This window comes from Sphingomonas sp. P3_C5 (assembly GCF_056402635.1).
Window position 1 is genome coordinate 79,604 of record NZ_JBFUHA010000010.1, and the last position, 15,301, is coordinate 94,904.

Annotated in this window: 15 protein-coding genes; 7 read left to right on the forward strand and 8 right to left on the reverse strand. The window is 64.2% G+C overall.

Annotation, left to right across the window (positions count from 1 at the left end):
* Positions 1 to 126: 126 nt before the first annotated feature.
* Genes purN through AC1DVS_RS21600 form a run of 3 tightly spaced genes read left to right on the forward strand, consistent with a single transcriptional unit; the run spans position 127 to position 1,717 of the window.
* On the forward strand, positions 127 to 648 hold the full coding sequence (purN, locus tag AC1DVS_RS21590; protein WP_478026257.1) for a phosphoribosylglycinamide formyltransferase: 522 nt from the start codon (positions 127 to 129) through the stop codon (positions 646 to 648).
* Positions 645 to 1,022, forward strand: a complete 378-nt coding sequence (locus tag AC1DVS_RS21595; protein WP_478026259.1) for an MmcQ/YjbR family DNA-binding protein — start codon at positions 645 to 647, stop codon at positions 1,020 to 1,022. The genes purN and AC1DVS_RS21595 overlap by 4 nt, the downstream gene beginning before the upstream one ends.
* The gene (locus AC1DVS_RS21600; RefSeq protein WP_478026260.1) at positions 1,019 to 1,717 is read left to right on the forward strand and encodes a hypothetical protein; all 699 of its coding nucleotides are present in this window, start codon (positions 1,019 to 1,021) and stop codon (positions 1,715 to 1,717) included. The genes AC1DVS_RS21595 and AC1DVS_RS21600 overlap by 4 nt, the downstream gene beginning before the upstream one ends.
* Before the next feature lie 250 nt (positions 1,718 to 1,967).
* Here the strand turns inward: AC1DVS_RS21600 and ndk are convergent, their stop codons facing one another.
* The 3 genes from ndk to AC1DVS_RS21615 form a co-directional block, all read right to left on the reverse strand.
* Complete coding sequence (ndk, locus tag AC1DVS_RS21605) at positions 1,968 to 2,390, reverse strand: nucleoside-diphosphate kinase (RefSeq protein ID WP_478026262.1); 423 nt, start codon at positions 2,388 to 2,390, stop codon at positions 1,968 to 1,970.
* 83 nt (positions 2,391 to 2,473) lie between these two features.
* Positions 2,474 to 2,911, reverse strand: coding sequence for a DNA polymerase III subunit chi (locus AC1DVS_RS21610; protein ID WP_478026264.1), 438 nt, complete (start codon positions 2,909 to 2,911; stop codon positions 2,474 to 2,476).
* Positions 2,912 to 3,078: 167 nt separating this feature from the next.
* Positions 3,079 to 4,545, reverse strand: coding sequence for a leucyl aminopeptidase (locus AC1DVS_RS21615; RefSeq protein ID WP_478026265.1), 1,467 nt, complete (start codon positions 4,543 to 4,545; stop codon positions 3,079 to 3,081).
* A gap of 198 nt (positions 4,546 to 4,743) precedes the next feature.
* Here AC1DVS_RS21615 and AC1DVS_RS21620 point away from each other — a divergent pair, with 198 nt between their 5' ends.
* The 4 genes from AC1DVS_RS21620 to rsmA all read left to right on the forward strand — a co-directional run bounded on the left by AC1DVS_RS21620 (position 4,744) and on the right by rsmA (position 10,319).
* Positions 4,744 to 6,987 (forward strand): LPS-assembly protein LptD, encoded by a 2,244-nt coding sequence (locus tag AC1DVS_RS21620; protein WP_478026267.1) that lies wholly within the window; start codon positions 4,744 to 4,746, stop codon positions 6,985 to 6,987.
* A gap of 198 nt (positions 6,988 to 7,185) precedes the next feature.
* On the forward strand, positions 7,186 to 8,487 hold the full coding sequence (locus tag AC1DVS_RS21625) for a peptidylprolyl isomerase (protein WP_478026269.1): 1,302 nt from the start codon (positions 7,186 to 7,188) through the stop codon (positions 8,485 to 8,487).
* A gap of 15 nt (positions 8,488 to 8,502) precedes the next feature.
* Positions 8,503 to 9,498 carry a 4-hydroxythreonine-4-phosphate dehydrogenase PdxA gene (pdxA, locus tag AC1DVS_RS21630; protein WP_478026270.1) on the forward strand — a complete coding sequence of 332 codons (996 nt, stop codon included), beginning with the start codon at positions 8,503 to 8,505 and terminating at the stop codon, positions 9,496 to 9,498.
* The gene (rsmA, locus tag AC1DVS_RS21635; RefSeq protein WP_478026272.1) at positions 9,495 to 10,319 is read left to right on the forward strand and encodes a 16S rRNA (adenine(1518)-N(6)/adenine(1519)-N(6))-dimethyltransferase RsmA; all 825 of its coding nucleotides are present in this window, start codon (positions 9,495 to 9,497) and stop codon (positions 10,317 to 10,319) included. Before pdxA ends, rsmA begins: the two co-directional genes overlap by 4 nt.
* Positions 10,320 to 10,530: 211 nt before the next feature.
* Here rsmA and AC1DVS_RS21640 read toward each other — a convergent pair whose 3' ends face one another.
* From AC1DVS_RS21640 to AC1DVS_RS21660, 5 genes are all read right to left on the reverse strand, one after another.
* Entirely contained in the window at positions 10,531 to 11,040 is a 510-nt protein-coding gene (locus tag AC1DVS_RS21640) for a tetratricopeptide repeat protein (protein WP_478026273.1), read from the reverse strand.
* A gap of 32 nt (positions 11,041 to 11,072) precedes the next feature.
* Entirely contained in the window at positions 11,073 to 12,248 is a 1,176-nt protein-coding gene (locus AC1DVS_RS21645; protein WP_478026275.1) for an RsmB/NOP family class I SAM-dependent RNA methyltransferase, read from the reverse strand.
* Positions 12,245 to 13,069 (reverse strand): TIGR02452 family protein, encoded by an 825-nt coding sequence (locus AC1DVS_RS21650; protein ID WP_478026277.1) that lies wholly within the window; start codon positions 13,067 to 13,069, stop codon positions 12,245 to 12,247. Before AC1DVS_RS21650 ends, AC1DVS_RS21645 begins: the two co-directional genes overlap by 4 nt.
* Positions 13,070 to 13,132: 63 nt before the next feature.
* Positions 13,133 to 14,590, reverse strand: coding sequence for an IMP dehydrogenase (gene guaB / locus AC1DVS_RS21655; RefSeq protein WP_478026278.1), 1,458 nt, complete (start codon positions 14,588 to 14,590; stop codon positions 13,133 to 13,135).
* Positions 14,591 to 14,699: 109 nt separating this feature from the next.
* Positions 14,700 to 15,233: a hypothetical protein gene (locus tag AC1DVS_RS21660; RefSeq protein WP_478026279.1), complete on the reverse strand. Its 534-nt coding sequence runs from the start codon at positions 15,231 to 15,233 to the stop codon at positions 14,700 to 14,702.
* Positions 15,234 to 15,301: the final 68 nt, after the last annotated feature.

The window sequence follows — 15,301 nt, forward strand, 5'->3', positions numbered from 1 at the left end:
GGAGGGCCTGCCATCAGATGGGACTTCTCTTTGCGGACACGCCCTCCCCCAGCCCCTCCCGCAAGCGGGAGGGGAGTTGTGAGACGCAAGGTTGGTGTTCTTATTTCGGGCCGTGGTTCGAATATGATGGCGCTGGCCGAGGCAGCGCGAGATCCCGACTGTCCTTACGAGATCGCGATTGTCATGTCCGATCGCCCAGAAGCTGCGGGCCTTGCCTGGGCGCGCGATGCTGGTTTGGCGGTAGTCGACCTGCCGCCGCCGACACCCAAGGATAAATCGTCGTTCTTTCGCGCGCTTGACCACCAGCTGCGCTTGGCAGGCGCGGACTATGTAGCGCTCGCGGGCTTTATGCGGATAATTCCACCCGCTTTTCTGGAAGGCTGGCGCGGCAAGATCGTCAATATCCACCCTTCCCTGCTCCCAAAATACAAAGGCCTCGACACCCATGCCCGCGCGATCGAGGCAGGTGATGCGCTCGCCGGCTGCTCGGTGCATATCGTCACCGAGGAGCTTGATGGCGGCGAAGTGCTTGGTCAGGCCGAGGTGCCCGTCCTGCCTGGCGACACGCCCAACACGCTCGCAGAACGTGTGCTTGCCGAAGAGCATCGCCTTTATCCGCGCTCTCTGGCAGACTTTGTCCTGCGATGAGCCCCGATCCCGAATCCGTCCTCGCCAAGGTGCGTGCCATTTGCATGGCGTTGCCCGCGGCGGCCGAGAAGATCTCGCATGGTGCGCCGACCTTCTTCATCGAGAAGGGCAAGGTGTTCGCCTATTTCTCGCACAACCATCATGGCGACGGCCGCACTGCGGTCCAGGTCAAGACCAGCGGGCGCGAGGAGCAGGCGATGCTCGTCGAGATGGACCCGGAGCATTATTATGTGCCGGCCTATACCGGCCCCGCCGGTTGGATCGGGATGCGGCTCGACACCGGCGATACCGATTGGGACCATATCGGTGACCGGATAGCGACCAGCTGGGAGCTCGTCGCGCCCCGGCGACTGCTCGAGGCAGGTGGACGATGAACGACGATCCGATTGAGCCGCCAATCGAGCCGACAGCGCCCCCAGCCGAACCGATAGCGCCGCCCCCGCCACCCGTGGAAACAGTCGCGCAGCAGGTCGAGCGCGCTGAGGCGGCCGCGACGCGGCGGCGTTGGATCACGCTGGCTGAGCTCGTGGGCGTTGCGGGCTTGCTGATCGCGGCGCTCAGCCTGTGGATGAGCTGGTCCGATCGCCGTGCCGACCAGCAGGAAAAGCAGGCCGAGAAGGCGAGCGAGACGAAGGTGAAGACGCTGGTGCTGCTGACCGCGACGCCCGAAAAGGATGGCAAGCGGCTGGCGCTCAAGGATTCGGCGCATGAGGTGCAAAGCATCGATGTGCGCTTCCCGGCGTCGCTTGGGCTGGCGGCCCAATCGAGCGTGCTCGATCCTCGGATCGAATCGAGCTGGTTCGCCGATGCTATCCTGAAGATGGTCGAGAAAGGGCCGGACAAGCGCGAGGGCCGGTTGCCGGTGCTGATCACCAGCAATTATTGGGATGCGGACCAGCAGCGCAGCGATAGCGCGATCTATGATGTGGTCTGGTTCACCGAGGGCAGCTTTATGGGCGTGAGCGGCCGCTCGCTGCGGCTGAAGGGCATATTGCTGCGGGAACGCACTGCCTCGCCTGCACGGCTCGAGGCGATCTGGGCGAAGGAAAAGCCGAAGCCGGCTGGGTAAATCCCTCTCCAGTGGGAGTTTTGTCTGAGTGCAGGTCAATCATGCCCCCGGCATGATTGAGAAATGCCCGGGGGGCATTTCGACCTGCATCCAGCCAAAACTGATAGTGTAGCTTGGCAGCTTGCTGACTAGCGAAACTTGGTGAGGGGCTCCGGGAGCTATCGATAGCTCCGGGAGCCCCTCACCAACTGCGCCTAATTCGCTTCGCTCATAAGGCTTCGTATCCTCTCCCACTGGAGAGGATTATAGTTCAGCCGACAATCTCTTCCGKCTTGAAGAAATAGGCGATTTCGATCGCTGCGTTCTCGTCCGAATCCGAACCATGGACGGTGTTCGCCTCGATCGATTCGGCGAGTTCCTTGCGGATCGTGCCGGGCTCGGCGTTGGCGGGATTGGTCGCGCCCATGATGTCGCGGTTGCGCTGCATCGCGTTCTCGCCCTCGAGCACCTGAACGACGACCGGGCCCGAGATCATGAACGACACGAGATCGTTGAAGAAGGGGCGCTCGCGATGAACTTCGTAGAAGCCCTCGGCCTGCTCCTTGGTCATCTGGATGCGCTTGGAGGCGACGACGCGCAGGCCGGCCTCCTCAAGCATCTTGGTGACGGCGCCCGTGATGTTGCGGCGGGTGGCATCGGGCTTGATAATCGAAAACGTCCGGGTCGCGGCCATGGCCGTTCGGCTCCTGTCTTGGTGATGATGGAATGTCGCGGTCCCCTAGTCGGGAGGGGCCGAGGATGCAACCCGGATGGTCCCTAGGCGGCCTGTTCCCAGCGGCCTTCGTCATTTTGCTTCCAGTAGCGGCGCTCGATGCCGTCGCGGTCGGCCAGGGCTTTCCAGGCGGCGCGGGCTTCGGTGATGCGGTCGGCGTCGAAGAAGTGGAAGGCGCGGTCGAACGCGAGGGCTTCCTCGCGCCAGATGCCGTCGGCGAGCGCGACGTTGCGCGCGCTATTGGTTGGATCAGGCATCGCTGCGATGAGGATGGGCTGAGCCTCGTCATCGCCACCGGCTTCGGCATGGGGGAGGAAGCTTTCCGGATTGTAGGTCCAGAGCAGCTTGTCGAGCGCGGCGCGCTGGTCTTCGTTCTCGGCGACCACCAACAGCCGGCCGCCGGTCTCGACCACGCGCTCGGCGATGCGCGGCAGGACGCGGTCGAGCGGTTGGGCCGTCAGATGATAGAAGTCGACCTGCATCGATATCGCCTGTTCCCGGCCGGATGTTGGAGAATTATGTCACACCTATCGCCGGGGTTCGCCAGCGGGGCGCAAATAAATTATCAGTATAATCAAATACTTAAATATGACGTCATGACGCCACTTCTGTTGGATGTGTGACATTATTATCCAACAGATGCACMGGTCTAGCTCTCGAAATTGTCGGCCACGAACCGGTCGAGCAGCCGCACGCCATAGCCGGTCGCGCCCTTGTCATAGGTCGGGCCTGGCTTATCCGCCCAGACCATGCCGGCGATATCGAGATGCGCCCAGCGAACGCCGGTATCGACGAAGCGCTGGATGAACTGCGCCGCAGTGATCGAGCCGGCGCCGCGCGGGCCGACATTCTTCATGTCCGCGATCGGGCTGTCGATCAGCTTGTTGTACGCGTCGCTGAGCGGGAAGCGCCACAACAGGTCGCCGCTCGCCTTGCCGGCAGCCAGCAACTGGTCGGCGAGCGAATCGTCATTGGCGAAACAGCCGCCATGCTCGCTGCCGAGGCTGACGATCATCGCGCCCGTCAGGGTCGCGAGATCGACGATCGTCTTGGGGTGAAAATGGCGCTGCACCCAGGTGATCGCGTCGCACAGCACCAGCCGCCCCTCGGCATCGGTGTTGAGGACTTCGATCGTCTGGCCAGACATCGAGGTGAGCACATCGCCCGGGCGGATCGCATTGCCGTCCGGCATATTCTCGACGAGGCCGCATACACCGACCACATTCGCCTTCGCCTTGCGCCCGGCAAGCGACTTCATCGTGCCGACGACGGCGCCGGCGCCGCCCATATCCCATTTCATGTCTTCCATGCCGGGCCCGGGCTTCAACGAGATACCGCCGGTATCGAAGGTGACGCCCTTGCCGACCAGCGCGAGAGCCGGGTCGCCCGGCCCTGCCCCGTTCCATTTGAGCACGAGCAGCCGGGCTTCGCGTGCCGAGCCCTGGCTGACGCCGAGCAATGCGCCCATGCCGGCCTCGCGCATCTCGGTCTCGCCGAGCACCATCACTTCGAGGCCGAGACCGGCGACATCAGCCAGCACCCTGGCAACGAAGGTTTCCGGATAGATGATGTTTGGCGGCTCGGTGACGAGCATGCGGGTCAGTTCGAGGCCCTCGGTCAGCGCCTTTTGCGGAGCCCAGGCCGCCTCGCTGCCGTCTGGCGTGTTGAGCAGGGTGACCGCAGCCAGGGTTGGCTTCGCCTTTTCGGGGAGCCTGGTGCGATAGATATCGTAGCGCCAGCCGCGCTGCGCAGCGCCGGCGGCGAAGCGCGCGACCGCCTTCGGGGTGGGTGCAGCCGCGGAGAAATCGACCGCCACATTTTCGACGCCCGAGGTCAGCAGACGCGCAGTGATTGCGCCGCCGGCACGCTCATAATCGCTTTCGCTGCCGCTGCCGGTCCCGATCAGCAGCACCCGGCGCACAGAGCTACCCTCGGCTACGAATGCCTCGACCATAGCCGCCGCCTCACCGTCGAAACGGCTCGCCCGTGCGGCGCCCAACACCACCTGCAACGCATCCGCCCCGATTTCGCCCGTCGACAGCCGATCAAGCCCGTCCTTCTCGACAGGAAGCGCAAGCGCGGCATTGGGGGCCGAGGTGGAAAAGCTGATCTGCATCGGGATCCTCTGATTATGGTTCTGGACGTGAGTCGCCATCCCTCTAGGACAGCAACACTCTGCTGGCAAAGCAGGTCCATTCAAACGGCCAGTGAAACCGGCATCAAAACCGGCGCGATTGCAGCGCGGCGCATCGGATGCGATAGGGCGGCGTCACCCGCGACCATTGGGGCGCGCTTGGGAGGTGTTTTTTCCAACGTGAAGCGTTCCGATCTTCTTCTCAGCTGTGCGCTGCCGCTGGCCTTGTGCGCCGGCACTGCCGCGCGTGCGCAGGACCTCACCCAGCCGCAGACGCCGCTTCCGCCGCCCTCGGCAGAGGCGAAGCCGGCCGACCCCCAGCAGGTCCAGTTCAGCGCTGCCACGCTTGAATATGACAATGAACAGGATGTGGTGACCGCCACCGGCGATGTACGGATGTACCGCGAGGGCAACCGGCTGCGCGCAGACAAGGTCGTGTGGAACCGCAAGACCGGCAAGGTCGTCGCGACCGGCAGCATCGCCGTGGTCAATCCGGGCGGCGACGTGGCGTATGGCGATTCGATCGAGCTGACCGATTCGCTGAAGGACGGCATGGTCGACAATATGCTGGTCGTGCTCGAGCGCGGCGGGCGCCTTGCCGCCGAGCATGGATCGCGCGCGCTCGACGAGACGGTCACGCTCGAACATGCAGCCTATACGCCCTGTGCCGTCACCACGGCCGAGAATTGCCCCAAGGAGCCGAGCTGGAAGATCACTGCGGTGCGGGTGGTCTATCGGCCTGAAAAGAACCGGATCTATTATACCGGCGCCCGGCTGAGCCTGTTCGGGCTGCCGTCCCTCCCCTTGCCTGCCTTCTCCCACCCGGCGGGCGGCGAAAGCCAGACCGGGCTGCTGAGCTCCGACTTCAAATATAGTCGGGTCAACGGATTCGAATTCGCCCAGCCCTATTATTTCGCGCTCGCCCCCAACCGCGCGCTGACGATCACGCCGCGCGTGTTCAGCAACGCGCTGCCGATGCTCCAGGCGCAATATAGCGCGCTTGGCGAAAAGGGCGCGTTCAGCGTCGCCGGCTATGCGACCGTCAGCCGGCGCAGCGACGATTTGCTGACCCCAGTGCCGACCAGCACTGAAGAGGCGTTTCGCGGCTATATCGACGGCGTCGCCCGCTATCAGCTGAGCCCCAACTGGTCGGTCAGCGGCTCCTTGCGGCTGACGACCGACCCGACTTTCCTGCGCCGTTACGATATTTCGAACGACGACCGGCTGCGCACGACCGCAACCCTCGAGCGGATCGCCCCGGACAGCTATTTCTCGATTTCGGGCTGGTTCGTGCAGACGCTGCGGGTCAATGACCGCCAGGGCCTGCAGCCGATCGCCCTGCCCGAGATCGATTATCGCCGGCGGATCGACGAGGGGGTGCTCGGCGGCAAGATCGATCTCCAGCTCAACACCCTTGCGATCACGCGCACCGCGGGCGAGGACACGCAGCGCGCCTTTGCCAGCGTGAAATGGGACCTGCGCAAGCTGACTCCCTGGGGCCAGGAAGTGACCTTCACCGGCTATGCGCGCGGCGACGTCTATCATGCCAGCGACATCGCCGCCGAACCGATCGTCAATTATCGGGGCAAGTCAGGCGTGCATGCGCGCGGGATCGCAGCGCTTGCGGTCGATGTGAAATGGCCATTCATTGGCGCCTTTCTAGGCGGCACGCAGAGGCTGACGCCGCGCTTCCAGATCGTCGCGACGCCCAAGACCGAGAATCTCTCGATCCCGAATGAGGATGCGCGCGCAGTCGATCTCGAGGATTCGAACCTTTTCGCGCTCAACCGATTCCCCGGTTACGACCGATATGACGATTCGAGCCGGGTGACCTACGGCGCCGACTGGGCGCTCGACCTGCCCGGCTTCTCGCTCGATACCACGATCGGCCAGAGCTATCGGCTCGGCCAGCGGCCAGTGCTGTTCCCGAATGGAACCGGGCTGAGCGACCGGCTTTCCGACATTGTCGGGCGGACCGAGCTTCGCTTCCGCGACTTCGTGTCGGTCACGGCGCGCTACCGGCTCGACAAGAGCAACCTTGCGGTCCGCCGCAACGAGATCGACGCGACGATCGGATCGCGGAGCACCTATGTGCTGCTCGGCTATCTGCGGCTCAACCGCAATATCGACCCGACGCTCGAGGATCTTCAGGATCATGAGGAAGCGCGGATCGCCGGGCGAGTGCAGATCACGCGCTTCTGGTCGGCATTCGGATCGACCGTGATCGACCTGACCGACAAAAGCGAAGACCCGCTTTCGACGACTGACGGTTTCGATCCCGTTCGGCACCGGCTCGGTGTCCAATATGAGGACGACTGCCTGCGGCTGGGCTTCACATGGCGGCGTACCTATCAGGACACCGGCGACGCCAAGGCAGGTAACAGCTTCGTCTTGTCACTGGCGTTCAAAAATCTTGGGCGCTAAACGTCTGCCATAATTGTGCGCCATCCGGCGTGTGAGTGGCAGTGATTGGGCCGCTCAGCACCGGTTCAGCTACAGTGGAAGAATAGCCAGGTGCCAATGGCGCGGGATGGGATTTTGAAAAACGTGATGACTTCGATGAAGAAGGCGGCCCGGATCGGACGCAGGGTCGGTTTTACAGGCACAGGGATGCTCGCGATCATGATCGCTGTCAGCGGCCCCTCGGCGCAGACGGTTGAAGACAATAGCGTGCCGCCCGTCGGGCTGGACATCCCGGCGAACATGCAGATTTTCGGCAAGCTCGACCCCAATGTGCGCAAGCCGACCGCGCTTGTGAACGAGACGGTGATCACCGGGACCGATGTCGACCAGCGCGTGAACCTGATCGTCGCGGTGAACCAGTTGAAGCTGAGTCCGGAAGATCTCGATCGGCTGAAATTGCAAATCCTGCGCGGGCTGATCGACGAGACGCTGCAGATCCAGCAGGCGAAGACGGCCGATATCACGATCAGTGCCGACGAGATCAACCAGAGTTTTGGCCGCGTCGCGCAGCAATTCCAGAAGACCGAGCCTGAGATGCGCGCCTTTCTGCGCAGCGTCGGCTCGTCAGAGCGTACGCTTCGCCGGCAGATCGAGGCCGAGCTTGCCTGGCAGCGCTATCTGCGCCGCAAGGTCGAGTCTCAAGTCAATGTCAGCGATGAAGAGGTCAAGGCGTTCATCGACCGGACCATAAAGGCAAAGGGCACAAGCGAATATCATCTGAAAGAGATTTACCTTTCCGCCGGGCAAGATCGCGCGCAGCAGGTCTTCGACAATATGCGTCAGATGATCCAGAGCATCGAAAAAGGTGAGAAACCTTTCGAATATTATGCGCAGTTCACCGAATCCTCGGCACGCGCGCAGCAAGGCGACCTTGGCTGGATCGGCACCAACCAGCTCGCCTATCTGCCCGACAGCCTCAGCCAGGCAGCGCAGAAACTGGGTGTTGGCGAAGTCGCGGGCCCGATTGAGGTCCCCGGCGGCTTCTCGATCCTCTACCTGGTCGACAAGCGCATCGTGGGCGAGACGAATCCTCGTGACGCAAAGCTGACGCTCAAGCAGCTGACCGTGCATTTCCCTGCGGGCACCACTCAGGCGGGTGCGACAGCGCGGGTTGCCGAGCTTGAAACGGCCACGCGGGCGTTGCGGGGCTGCGGCACCGTCGCCAGCGTCGCGGCTGAGCTGAACGCCGAAGTTGTCGACAATGATTCAGTCGTTGTCAAACAGTTGCCGCCGAAACTTCAGGACATGGTCCTGGCTATGCAAATCGGCCAGGCGACCCCGTGGTTCGGCACCCCCGAGGAGGGCGTCCGCACGCTCGTCCTGTGCGGGCGCGATGATCCGCAAGTTGCAATTCCGCAGCCCGACCAAGTCTCTGAACAGATCACCGCGGGGCGCGTGAACAAGCGCGCGGAAGCAGTGCTGCGCGATCTGCGTCGTGATGCGGTGATCGAATATCGCTGATACCGGGAACCTCGCATGATCGCGCCGCTTGCGGTCTCCATGGGCGATCCGGCCGGGATCGGCCCCGAGATCATCGCCAAAGCCTGGGCCGCGCGTGAGTCAGCGGGGCTGGTGCCGTTTTTCGCGGTGGGCGACGCCCGCGCGATCAGTGCGGTCTGGCAAGGACCGGTCGCCCGGATCTTCGACCCTGCAGAGGCAAGCGCCGCCTTTGCGGGCGCGCTACCGGTGCTGAATGTCGAGGATGGCGGTGAGATCACACCCGGCACGCCCGATGTCGATGGCGCACGCTGTGCGCTCCATGCGTTGGAAATGGCGGCCGGACTGACCCGATCGGGCACGGCTGGTGCGCTGGTGACCGGGCCAGTGTCCAAGGCGCAGCTCTATCAGATCGGCTTCTCCTATCCCGGCCAGACCGAGTTCGTCGCTGAACGCTGCGGCATTGCCGGCGAAAATGCGGTGATGATGCTGGCCGGGCCGACCCTGCGCGTCGTGCCGATCACCACGCATGTGCCGCTTGCCAGCGTCTCGGAGCTGCTCTCGATTGAGCTGATCGTCGCCAAGGGGCGCGCGACGGCGCGCGGGCTGACCCGGAATTTCGGCATATTGGTGCCGCGGCTCGCCTTTGCCGGCTTCAACCCGCATGCCGGCGAAGGCGGGGCGATCGGGCGCGAGGAGATCGAGTTCATAGCGCCGGCGATCGAGATCTTGCGCGAGGAAGGGATCGAGGCGACGGGGCCGTTCGCGTCCGACACCATGTTCCATGCGCGGGCGCGGGCGACCTATGACGCTGCGCTCTGCTGCTATCACGACCAGGCGCTGATACCGCTGAAGACGCTCTTTTTCGACGAAGGCGTCAATATGACGCTCGGCCTACCGATCGTGCGCACCTCACCCGATCATGGCACCGCCTTTGGCATAGCCGGCAAGGATGTGGCCGAGCCCGGAGCGATGATCGCCGCGATCCAGCTTGCCGCGAGCGCGGCCGAGCGCCGCGCCGCCGCGGGGGCGTGACCCCGCTTCATCCCCTGCCCCCGCTGCGCGAAGTGATCGCGCGTCACGGGCTCGCCGCCAGCAAGGCGTTGGGGCAGAATTTCCTGCTTGATGCGCAGCTTCTGGCTCGGATTGCGCGGATTCCGGGGGATCTGACGGACGCCGAGGTGCTGGAGATCGGTCCTGGCCCGGGCGGCCTGACCCGCGCGTTGCTTGGAGCGGGCGCGCGCGTGACGGCTATCGAGCGCGACCGGCGCTGCATTCCGGCACTAGCTGAGCTCGGCGAGGCCTTTCCGGGCCGGTTGCGGGTCATCGAGGATGATGCGCTCGAAATCGACGCGGCGGCTTTGTTTGAGGGCCGGCCGCATATTGCCGCCAACCTGCCGTACAATATCGGAACCGCCTTGCTTGTGCGGTGGCTGTCAGCCGATTGGGCGCCCTGGTGGCAAAGCCTGACACTGATGTTTCAGAAAGAGGTCGCTGAACGCATCGTCGCGCCGACAGATGGTGAAGCCTATGGCCGGCTGGCTGTGCTGGCGCAGTGGCGGAGCAGCGCCAAGCTGGCGATGCCGGTGCACCGGTCAGCGTTTACGCCTGCACCCAAGGTGATGTCGGCCGTTGTTCACATCGTACCTGAAGAAGAGCCGGCCGGCGTCAAGTTCGCTGTGCTGGAACGGCTGACCGCAGCTGCGTTCGGCCAGCGGCGCAAGATGCTGCGGCAGAGTTTGAAATCGGTGCCTGGGGCGCTCGAGGCGCTCGAACGCGTCGGGATCGAGGCGACGCGGCGGGCTGAGACGGTGAGTGTGGTGGAATTTGTGGAGCTGGCGCGAGCGCTGAGCTGAATTCCTTCTCCCCCTGTGGGAGAAGGAGGGAGGAGCGAAGCGACGGAAGGATGAGGGGGAGTGAGGTTCGGCGGCGACCTACAAAGAGTCCCCCTCACCCTTCCCATCGCAGAAGCGATKGGCCCCTTCCCTCTCCCACAGGGGGAGAGGGAGAAGAAGGTGCCGCTACGCTTGGATCAGCTGGTTCTCCCGCCGGGAGAGGGAGATAGGGTTATTCCTTGCCCGTCGGCTTCACCACCGGCACCTGGACGGCAGCCGTCGCGATGGGCGGGCCCTTGGCGATGACTGCGGCAAGTTCAGTTGCCTCGGTGCAGCCGCTCTTGACGCAAAGCGAGCGGATCTTGGTGAGATTGTCCTTGGCGCGCTGGACTGCGCCCTTGGCGACAAGCGCTTCGCCCTGGCCCTTGAGCGCGGCAACGTCGTTCGGCTCGAGCAACAGCGCCTCGCGATAATAGCGGATCGCCTTGCCGGGCAGGCCACGCGCAGTCGCGACCTCGCCGAGCACGACAAAGGCGCTTCGGTTGCGCGGATCGACGGCGAGGGCGCTTTCGAGCGCGTCTGTCGCGGCATCGAGATTGCCGCTGGCCCGCGCCGCCTGCCCCTTGGCGAGCAGCGCCATCGAGCGCGGATCGATCTGGTCGTCGGGGCGCTGGCCGTGAAGCGACGTCGTAACGGTGAGCAACGTCAGCGCAGCGGCAGCGGCGACGGTCGTATAGCGCATGATCAACTCCAGCTTCAGCACAATGGCCAGAGCTAGCATGGGCTTTCAAGTCTTGCGACAAAAAACCCGTCAGTCGCGTCATGCCCCGGCGTGAGGCGGATACCGTCGCCGCGGACCCGCCCGGCGGGGAGCGTGAGTGACGCGGAACGCCAGCCTGGATGGGTGGCCAGGAAATGCGCGACCTGCCCAGCACCTTCCTCGTCCAGCAGCGAACAGACGATATAAACGATCGCGCCACCGGGTTTGACGAGACCGGCACCGATCTCGAGGACATGACGCTGGGTTTCGACGAGGCGCTCGATCCGGTCGGGCGACAGTCGCCAGCGCGCCTCGGGATTGCGGCGCCAGGTGCCGGTGCCCGAACAGGGCGCGTCGATCAGCACGCAATCGGCGGTCCCCGCCCAATCCTCGAGCGCTTCGGTCTCATGGTTGGGATTGAGCAGCCTGGTCTCGACGATCGTGGCCCCTGCCCGCGCCGCGCGCGGCGCGAGCCGCGAGAGGCGGGCGCGATCAGTGTCGGTCGCGAGCAGCACGCCTTCATTGCCCATCAGCGCGGCGAGCGCGAGCGTCTTGCCGCCGGCACCTGCGCAGAGATCGACGATGCGCGTGCCGGGTGCCGCATGCGCCGCGAGGGTGACGATCTGGCTGCCGGCATCCTGCACCTCGATCGCGCCGCCCTTATAGGCGTCGAGCGTCTCGATATTGGTGCCTGACGGGAGCCGGAGCGCATCGGGGAGGCCGGGAATCGGGATTGCGCCCTCGATCGGCGGCGGTGCGGGCTGGAGCCAGTTGATCCGGATATCGAGCGGCGCGCGATCGATCAGCGCCGGCCATTCGCTTTCGGCGACTTCGGACTTTTCGAGCCGGGACAGCATCCATTCGGGTGCGACGCCGGGCTTTGCCGCGACTTCGCTGGCGCCGATTGATGGTGGCCCGTGGCCGATACCGTCGAACAGCGCGGCGATCTCCGGATCCTGCGCGGCGAGGGTCAGCATCGCGGCCCGGCCACTGCGCGGGCGCTCGCCGAGCTGCCGGATGGCGGCGTAGACGAGCTCGCGGACCGCGCGGCGATCCTTGCTGCCGGCATAGCGGCGTTCAGCGAAATAGCGGGCGATCAGCGTATCAGCGGCGGCGCCCTGATCACGTGCGGCGGCGATGATCGCATCAAGCAGCTCGATCGCTGCCTGGACTCGGGATGAGGGGGTCATGCCGGGAAGAACTCCGCAAACGCCCCATACACATCGCGATCGGGCGTCTTGTCATAGATCGCCATGATCACGCGCTCGAAGCTGTTCGCATATTCTCCGGTCAGGAGATCGTGGAACATCCCGGCGATTGCGCGAGGATCGTTCTGGAAAACCCCACATCCCCACGCGCCCAGGATCAACGTGCGATGACCGTGCTGGCTGGCTATCCACAGAATCTTGCGGGCACGCTCGCGATTGACGGTATCGATCAAGCCGACCCGATCGGGCTCGTTGCGCCGGACCGCGCCGGCGTTGACGGCGGGCGACGAAACGAAAGAGGCCATATAAGGCGCGTTGAGCAACGCGCCGTCATCGTCCCTGAAGATCGGCACCTTCGGCGAGTAGATCATCCAATCTGAATAGAGGCAGGAATCGTTCGCACGGTTGAAGTCGTACATCTCGAACTTCGCATTCAGGCAGGAATATAGCGACGACGACCGCGCCAGGGATTCCTCCTGAGCCTGGGAGCCGCTCAAAAAACCTCCGCCGGGATTCTTGGCGGACGCAAAGTTCAGAACCAAAACATCGTCGTCATCATCGCTGAGACGAGAAGCCGCCGCCAGGGTGGTTTCGTCGGTCAGCTCGAACATGGTTGCCACGTCGCGCCGGATCGGATCGATGTGCGACGGAAAATCTTCCGGCTTGAATAATCTTGTATTCGCAACTGCTTCGGATGCCGCGGCTTGTATCGACACGAGATCGCCGGTGCCGTTACGATAGGCGCCTGCCTCGATAATCTGAAGCGTTTCCTGAGAAATCGCGACTCTGGCAGCCCTGTTCATATAATCTCGTTCTGGTTGCTCGCGCAGAACAGGATCGGGCGAGCGCCGCCGCGAGCCCGTCTGTTACTGAGTCGGGTAGTTCGGCGCTTCCCGGGTGATCGTCACGTCATGGACATGGCTTTCGCGCAGGCCCGCGCCGGTGATCTGGATGAAGCGCGCGCGCTTCTGGAGGTCTTCGATCGTCGCCGAGCCGGTATAGCCCATCGCCGCGCGCACGCCGCCGACCAGCTGGTGGATCACCTCGCGCGCCGGGCCCTTATAGGCGACCTGCCCTTCGATCCCCTCGGGGACGAGCTTCAGCTGATCCTTGATGTCCTGCTGGAAATAGCGGTCGGCAGAGCCCCGCGCCATCGCGCCGACCGACCCCATGCCGCGATAGGATTTGTACGAGCGGCCCTGGTAGAGGAAGGTCTCGCCCGGCGCTTCCTCGGTGCCGGCGAGCAGGGAGCCGATCATCACGCACGATGCGCCGGCCGCGATCGCCTTGGCCATGTCACCCGAAGTGCGGATGCCGCCATCGGCGATCACCGGCACGCCTGACTTCGCGGCCTCCTCGGCGCAGTCCATCACTGCGGTGAGCTGCGGAACGCCGACGCCGGCCACGACGCGGGTGGTGCAGATCGAACCCGGACCGATGCCGACCTTGATCCCGTCGGCCCCGGCATCGATCAGCGCGCGCGCCGCCTCAGCGGTGGCGACGTTGCCGGCGATCACCTGGATCGAGTTGGACAGCCGCTTGGCGCGTTCGACCGCGCGCGACACCTCGATATTATGGCCATGCGCGGTATCGATCACGATCAGGTCGAGCTCGGCATCGACCAGTGCCTCGGTGCGCTCGAAACCCTTGTCGCCGACCGTGCTGGCGGCGGCGACGCGCAACCTGCCGGTCTCGTCCTTGGTGGCGTTGGGGTACATCACCGCCTTTTCGATATCCTTGACGGTGATCAGGCCGATGCAGCGATAATCCTCGTCAACGACCAGCAGCTTCTCGATGCGGCGCTGATGAAGCAGGCGCCGCGCCTGTTCCTGGTTGACGCCGGGCGAGACGGTGGCGAGATTTTCGTGGGTCATCAGCTCGGCGACCGGCTGGTGCGGGTTGCCGGCGAAGCGCACGTCGCGGTTGGTGAGAATGCCGACCAGCTTGCCGCTCTTCTCGGTGACGGGAATGCCGCTGATGCGGTGATGCGCCATCAGCGCCTGCGCTTCGGCCAGCGTCGCCTCGGGCGCGATGGTGATGGGGTTGACCACCATGCCCGATTCGTAGCGTTTCACCGCGCGGACGGCCGCGACCTGCTCGTCGATCGTCATGTTGCGGTGGAGGACGCCGATGCCGCCCAGTTGCGCCATCACGATCGCCATATCGGCCTCGGTGACGGTATCCATCGCCGCCGACACCACCGGGATATTGAGCGCGATGCCGCGCGTCAGCCGGGTCGCTGTGTTGGTCTGGCTCGGGACGATATCCGATTCAGCCGGATACAGAAGGACATCGTCGAAAGTGAGGCCGAGGCGAATGTCCATTGGGTGCCAATTCCTGCGCATGGGGGGCGAGTCGTGGCGGTCCATGTAAACAAGGGTCGGGAGATGCGCTAGGGGAAGAAGGGGGCGAGCCAGAAGGCCCGCCCCACGATCACCAAGGCATGCGAAAATCCTTTCGACGTACCTTGGCCATCCGTCCGTCTTCGTGGTGGAAGACCAGACCCTCCTCTTCGTGATCGAGCAGCCATTGCAGGATTGCCTCCCGCGTTCGCTTCACCTCGACCACTGCCGCGCCATGTCGCCAAAGCTCATGACGCTCGAGCCCATAGTGGTTCCGTTGCACCTTCGGACCGACCAGCTCGTATGTTCCGTCATCAAGACCTTCGCGGAACGCCTCCAGATGATGGCGATCGCCTGGTTCGTCGGCGCGGACTGGGACCCAGCCCGGCCAATGACCCGTCACCGGATCCGGCGCCGCCTCGCACGGCTCAAAGCCTTCCGGAGGCGTTCGCCCCCGTTTGGCATCGAGCCGCTTGAACAGCACGCCGTCCCTGACCATGCACGATGTGCCATCATGCTTGATCGTGGCGACACCTTCGCCATCGAGGACCCATCCCGCACGAACCGCATCAGTCGCCTGATGCGTCGTCCGGTCAATCTCGAACACGGTACAGATCTTCTTCATCGAACACTCCTTTTTTGGGCGTTTTCGAATCCAACCCAGGGAGTTTCTCCGAAGAGATCTCGTCGCAG

Coding starts and splice junctions, on each gene's coding strand:
- AC1DVS_RS21625 (WP_478026269.1), top strand. CDS start 7,186: ATGATCGCTGTCAGCGGCCCCTCGGCGCAGACGGTTGAAGACAATAGC.
- AC1DVS_RS21595 (WP_478026259.1), top strand. CDS start 645: ATGAGCCCCGATCCCGAATCCGTCCTCGCCAAGGTGCGTGCCATTTGC.
- purN (WP_478026257.1), top strand. CDS start 127: ATGGCGCTGGCCGAGGCAGCGCGAGATCCCGACTGTCCTTACGAGATC.
- AC1DVS_RS21610 (WP_478026264.1), bottom strand. CDS start 2,911: ATGCAGGTCGACTTCTATCATCTGACGGCCCAACCGCTCGACCGCGTC.
- AC1DVS_RS21640 (WP_478026273.1), bottom strand. CDS start 11,040: ATGCGCTATACGACCGTCGCCGCTGCCGCTGCGCTGACGTTGCTCACC.
- AC1DVS_RS21650 (WP_478026277.1), bottom strand. CDS start 13,069: ATGAACAGGGCTGCCAGAGTCGCGATTTCTCAGGAAACGCTTCAGATT.
- AC1DVS_RS21660 (WP_478026279.1), bottom strand. CDS start 15,233: ATGAAGAAGATCTGTACCGTGTTCGAGATTGACCGGACGACGCATCAG.
- guaB (WP_478026278.1), bottom strand. CDS start 14,590: ATGGACATTCGCCTCGGCCTCACTTTCGACGATGTCCTTCTGTATCCG.
- AC1DVS_RS21600 (WP_478026260.1), top strand. CDS start 1,019: ATGAACGACGATCCGATTGAGCCGCCAATCGAGCCGACAGCGCCCCCA.
- pdxA (WP_478026270.1), top strand. CDS start 8,503: ATGATCGCGCCGCTTGCGGTCTCCATGGGCGATCCGGCCGGGATCGGC.
- AC1DVS_RS21645 (WP_478026275.1), bottom strand. CDS start 12,248: ATGACCCCCTCATCCCGAGTCCAGGCAGCGATCGAGCTGCTTGATGCG.
- AC1DVS_RS21615 (WP_478026265.1), bottom strand. CDS start 4,545: ATGCAGATCAGCTTTTCCACCTCGGCCCCCAATGCCGCGCTTGCGCTT.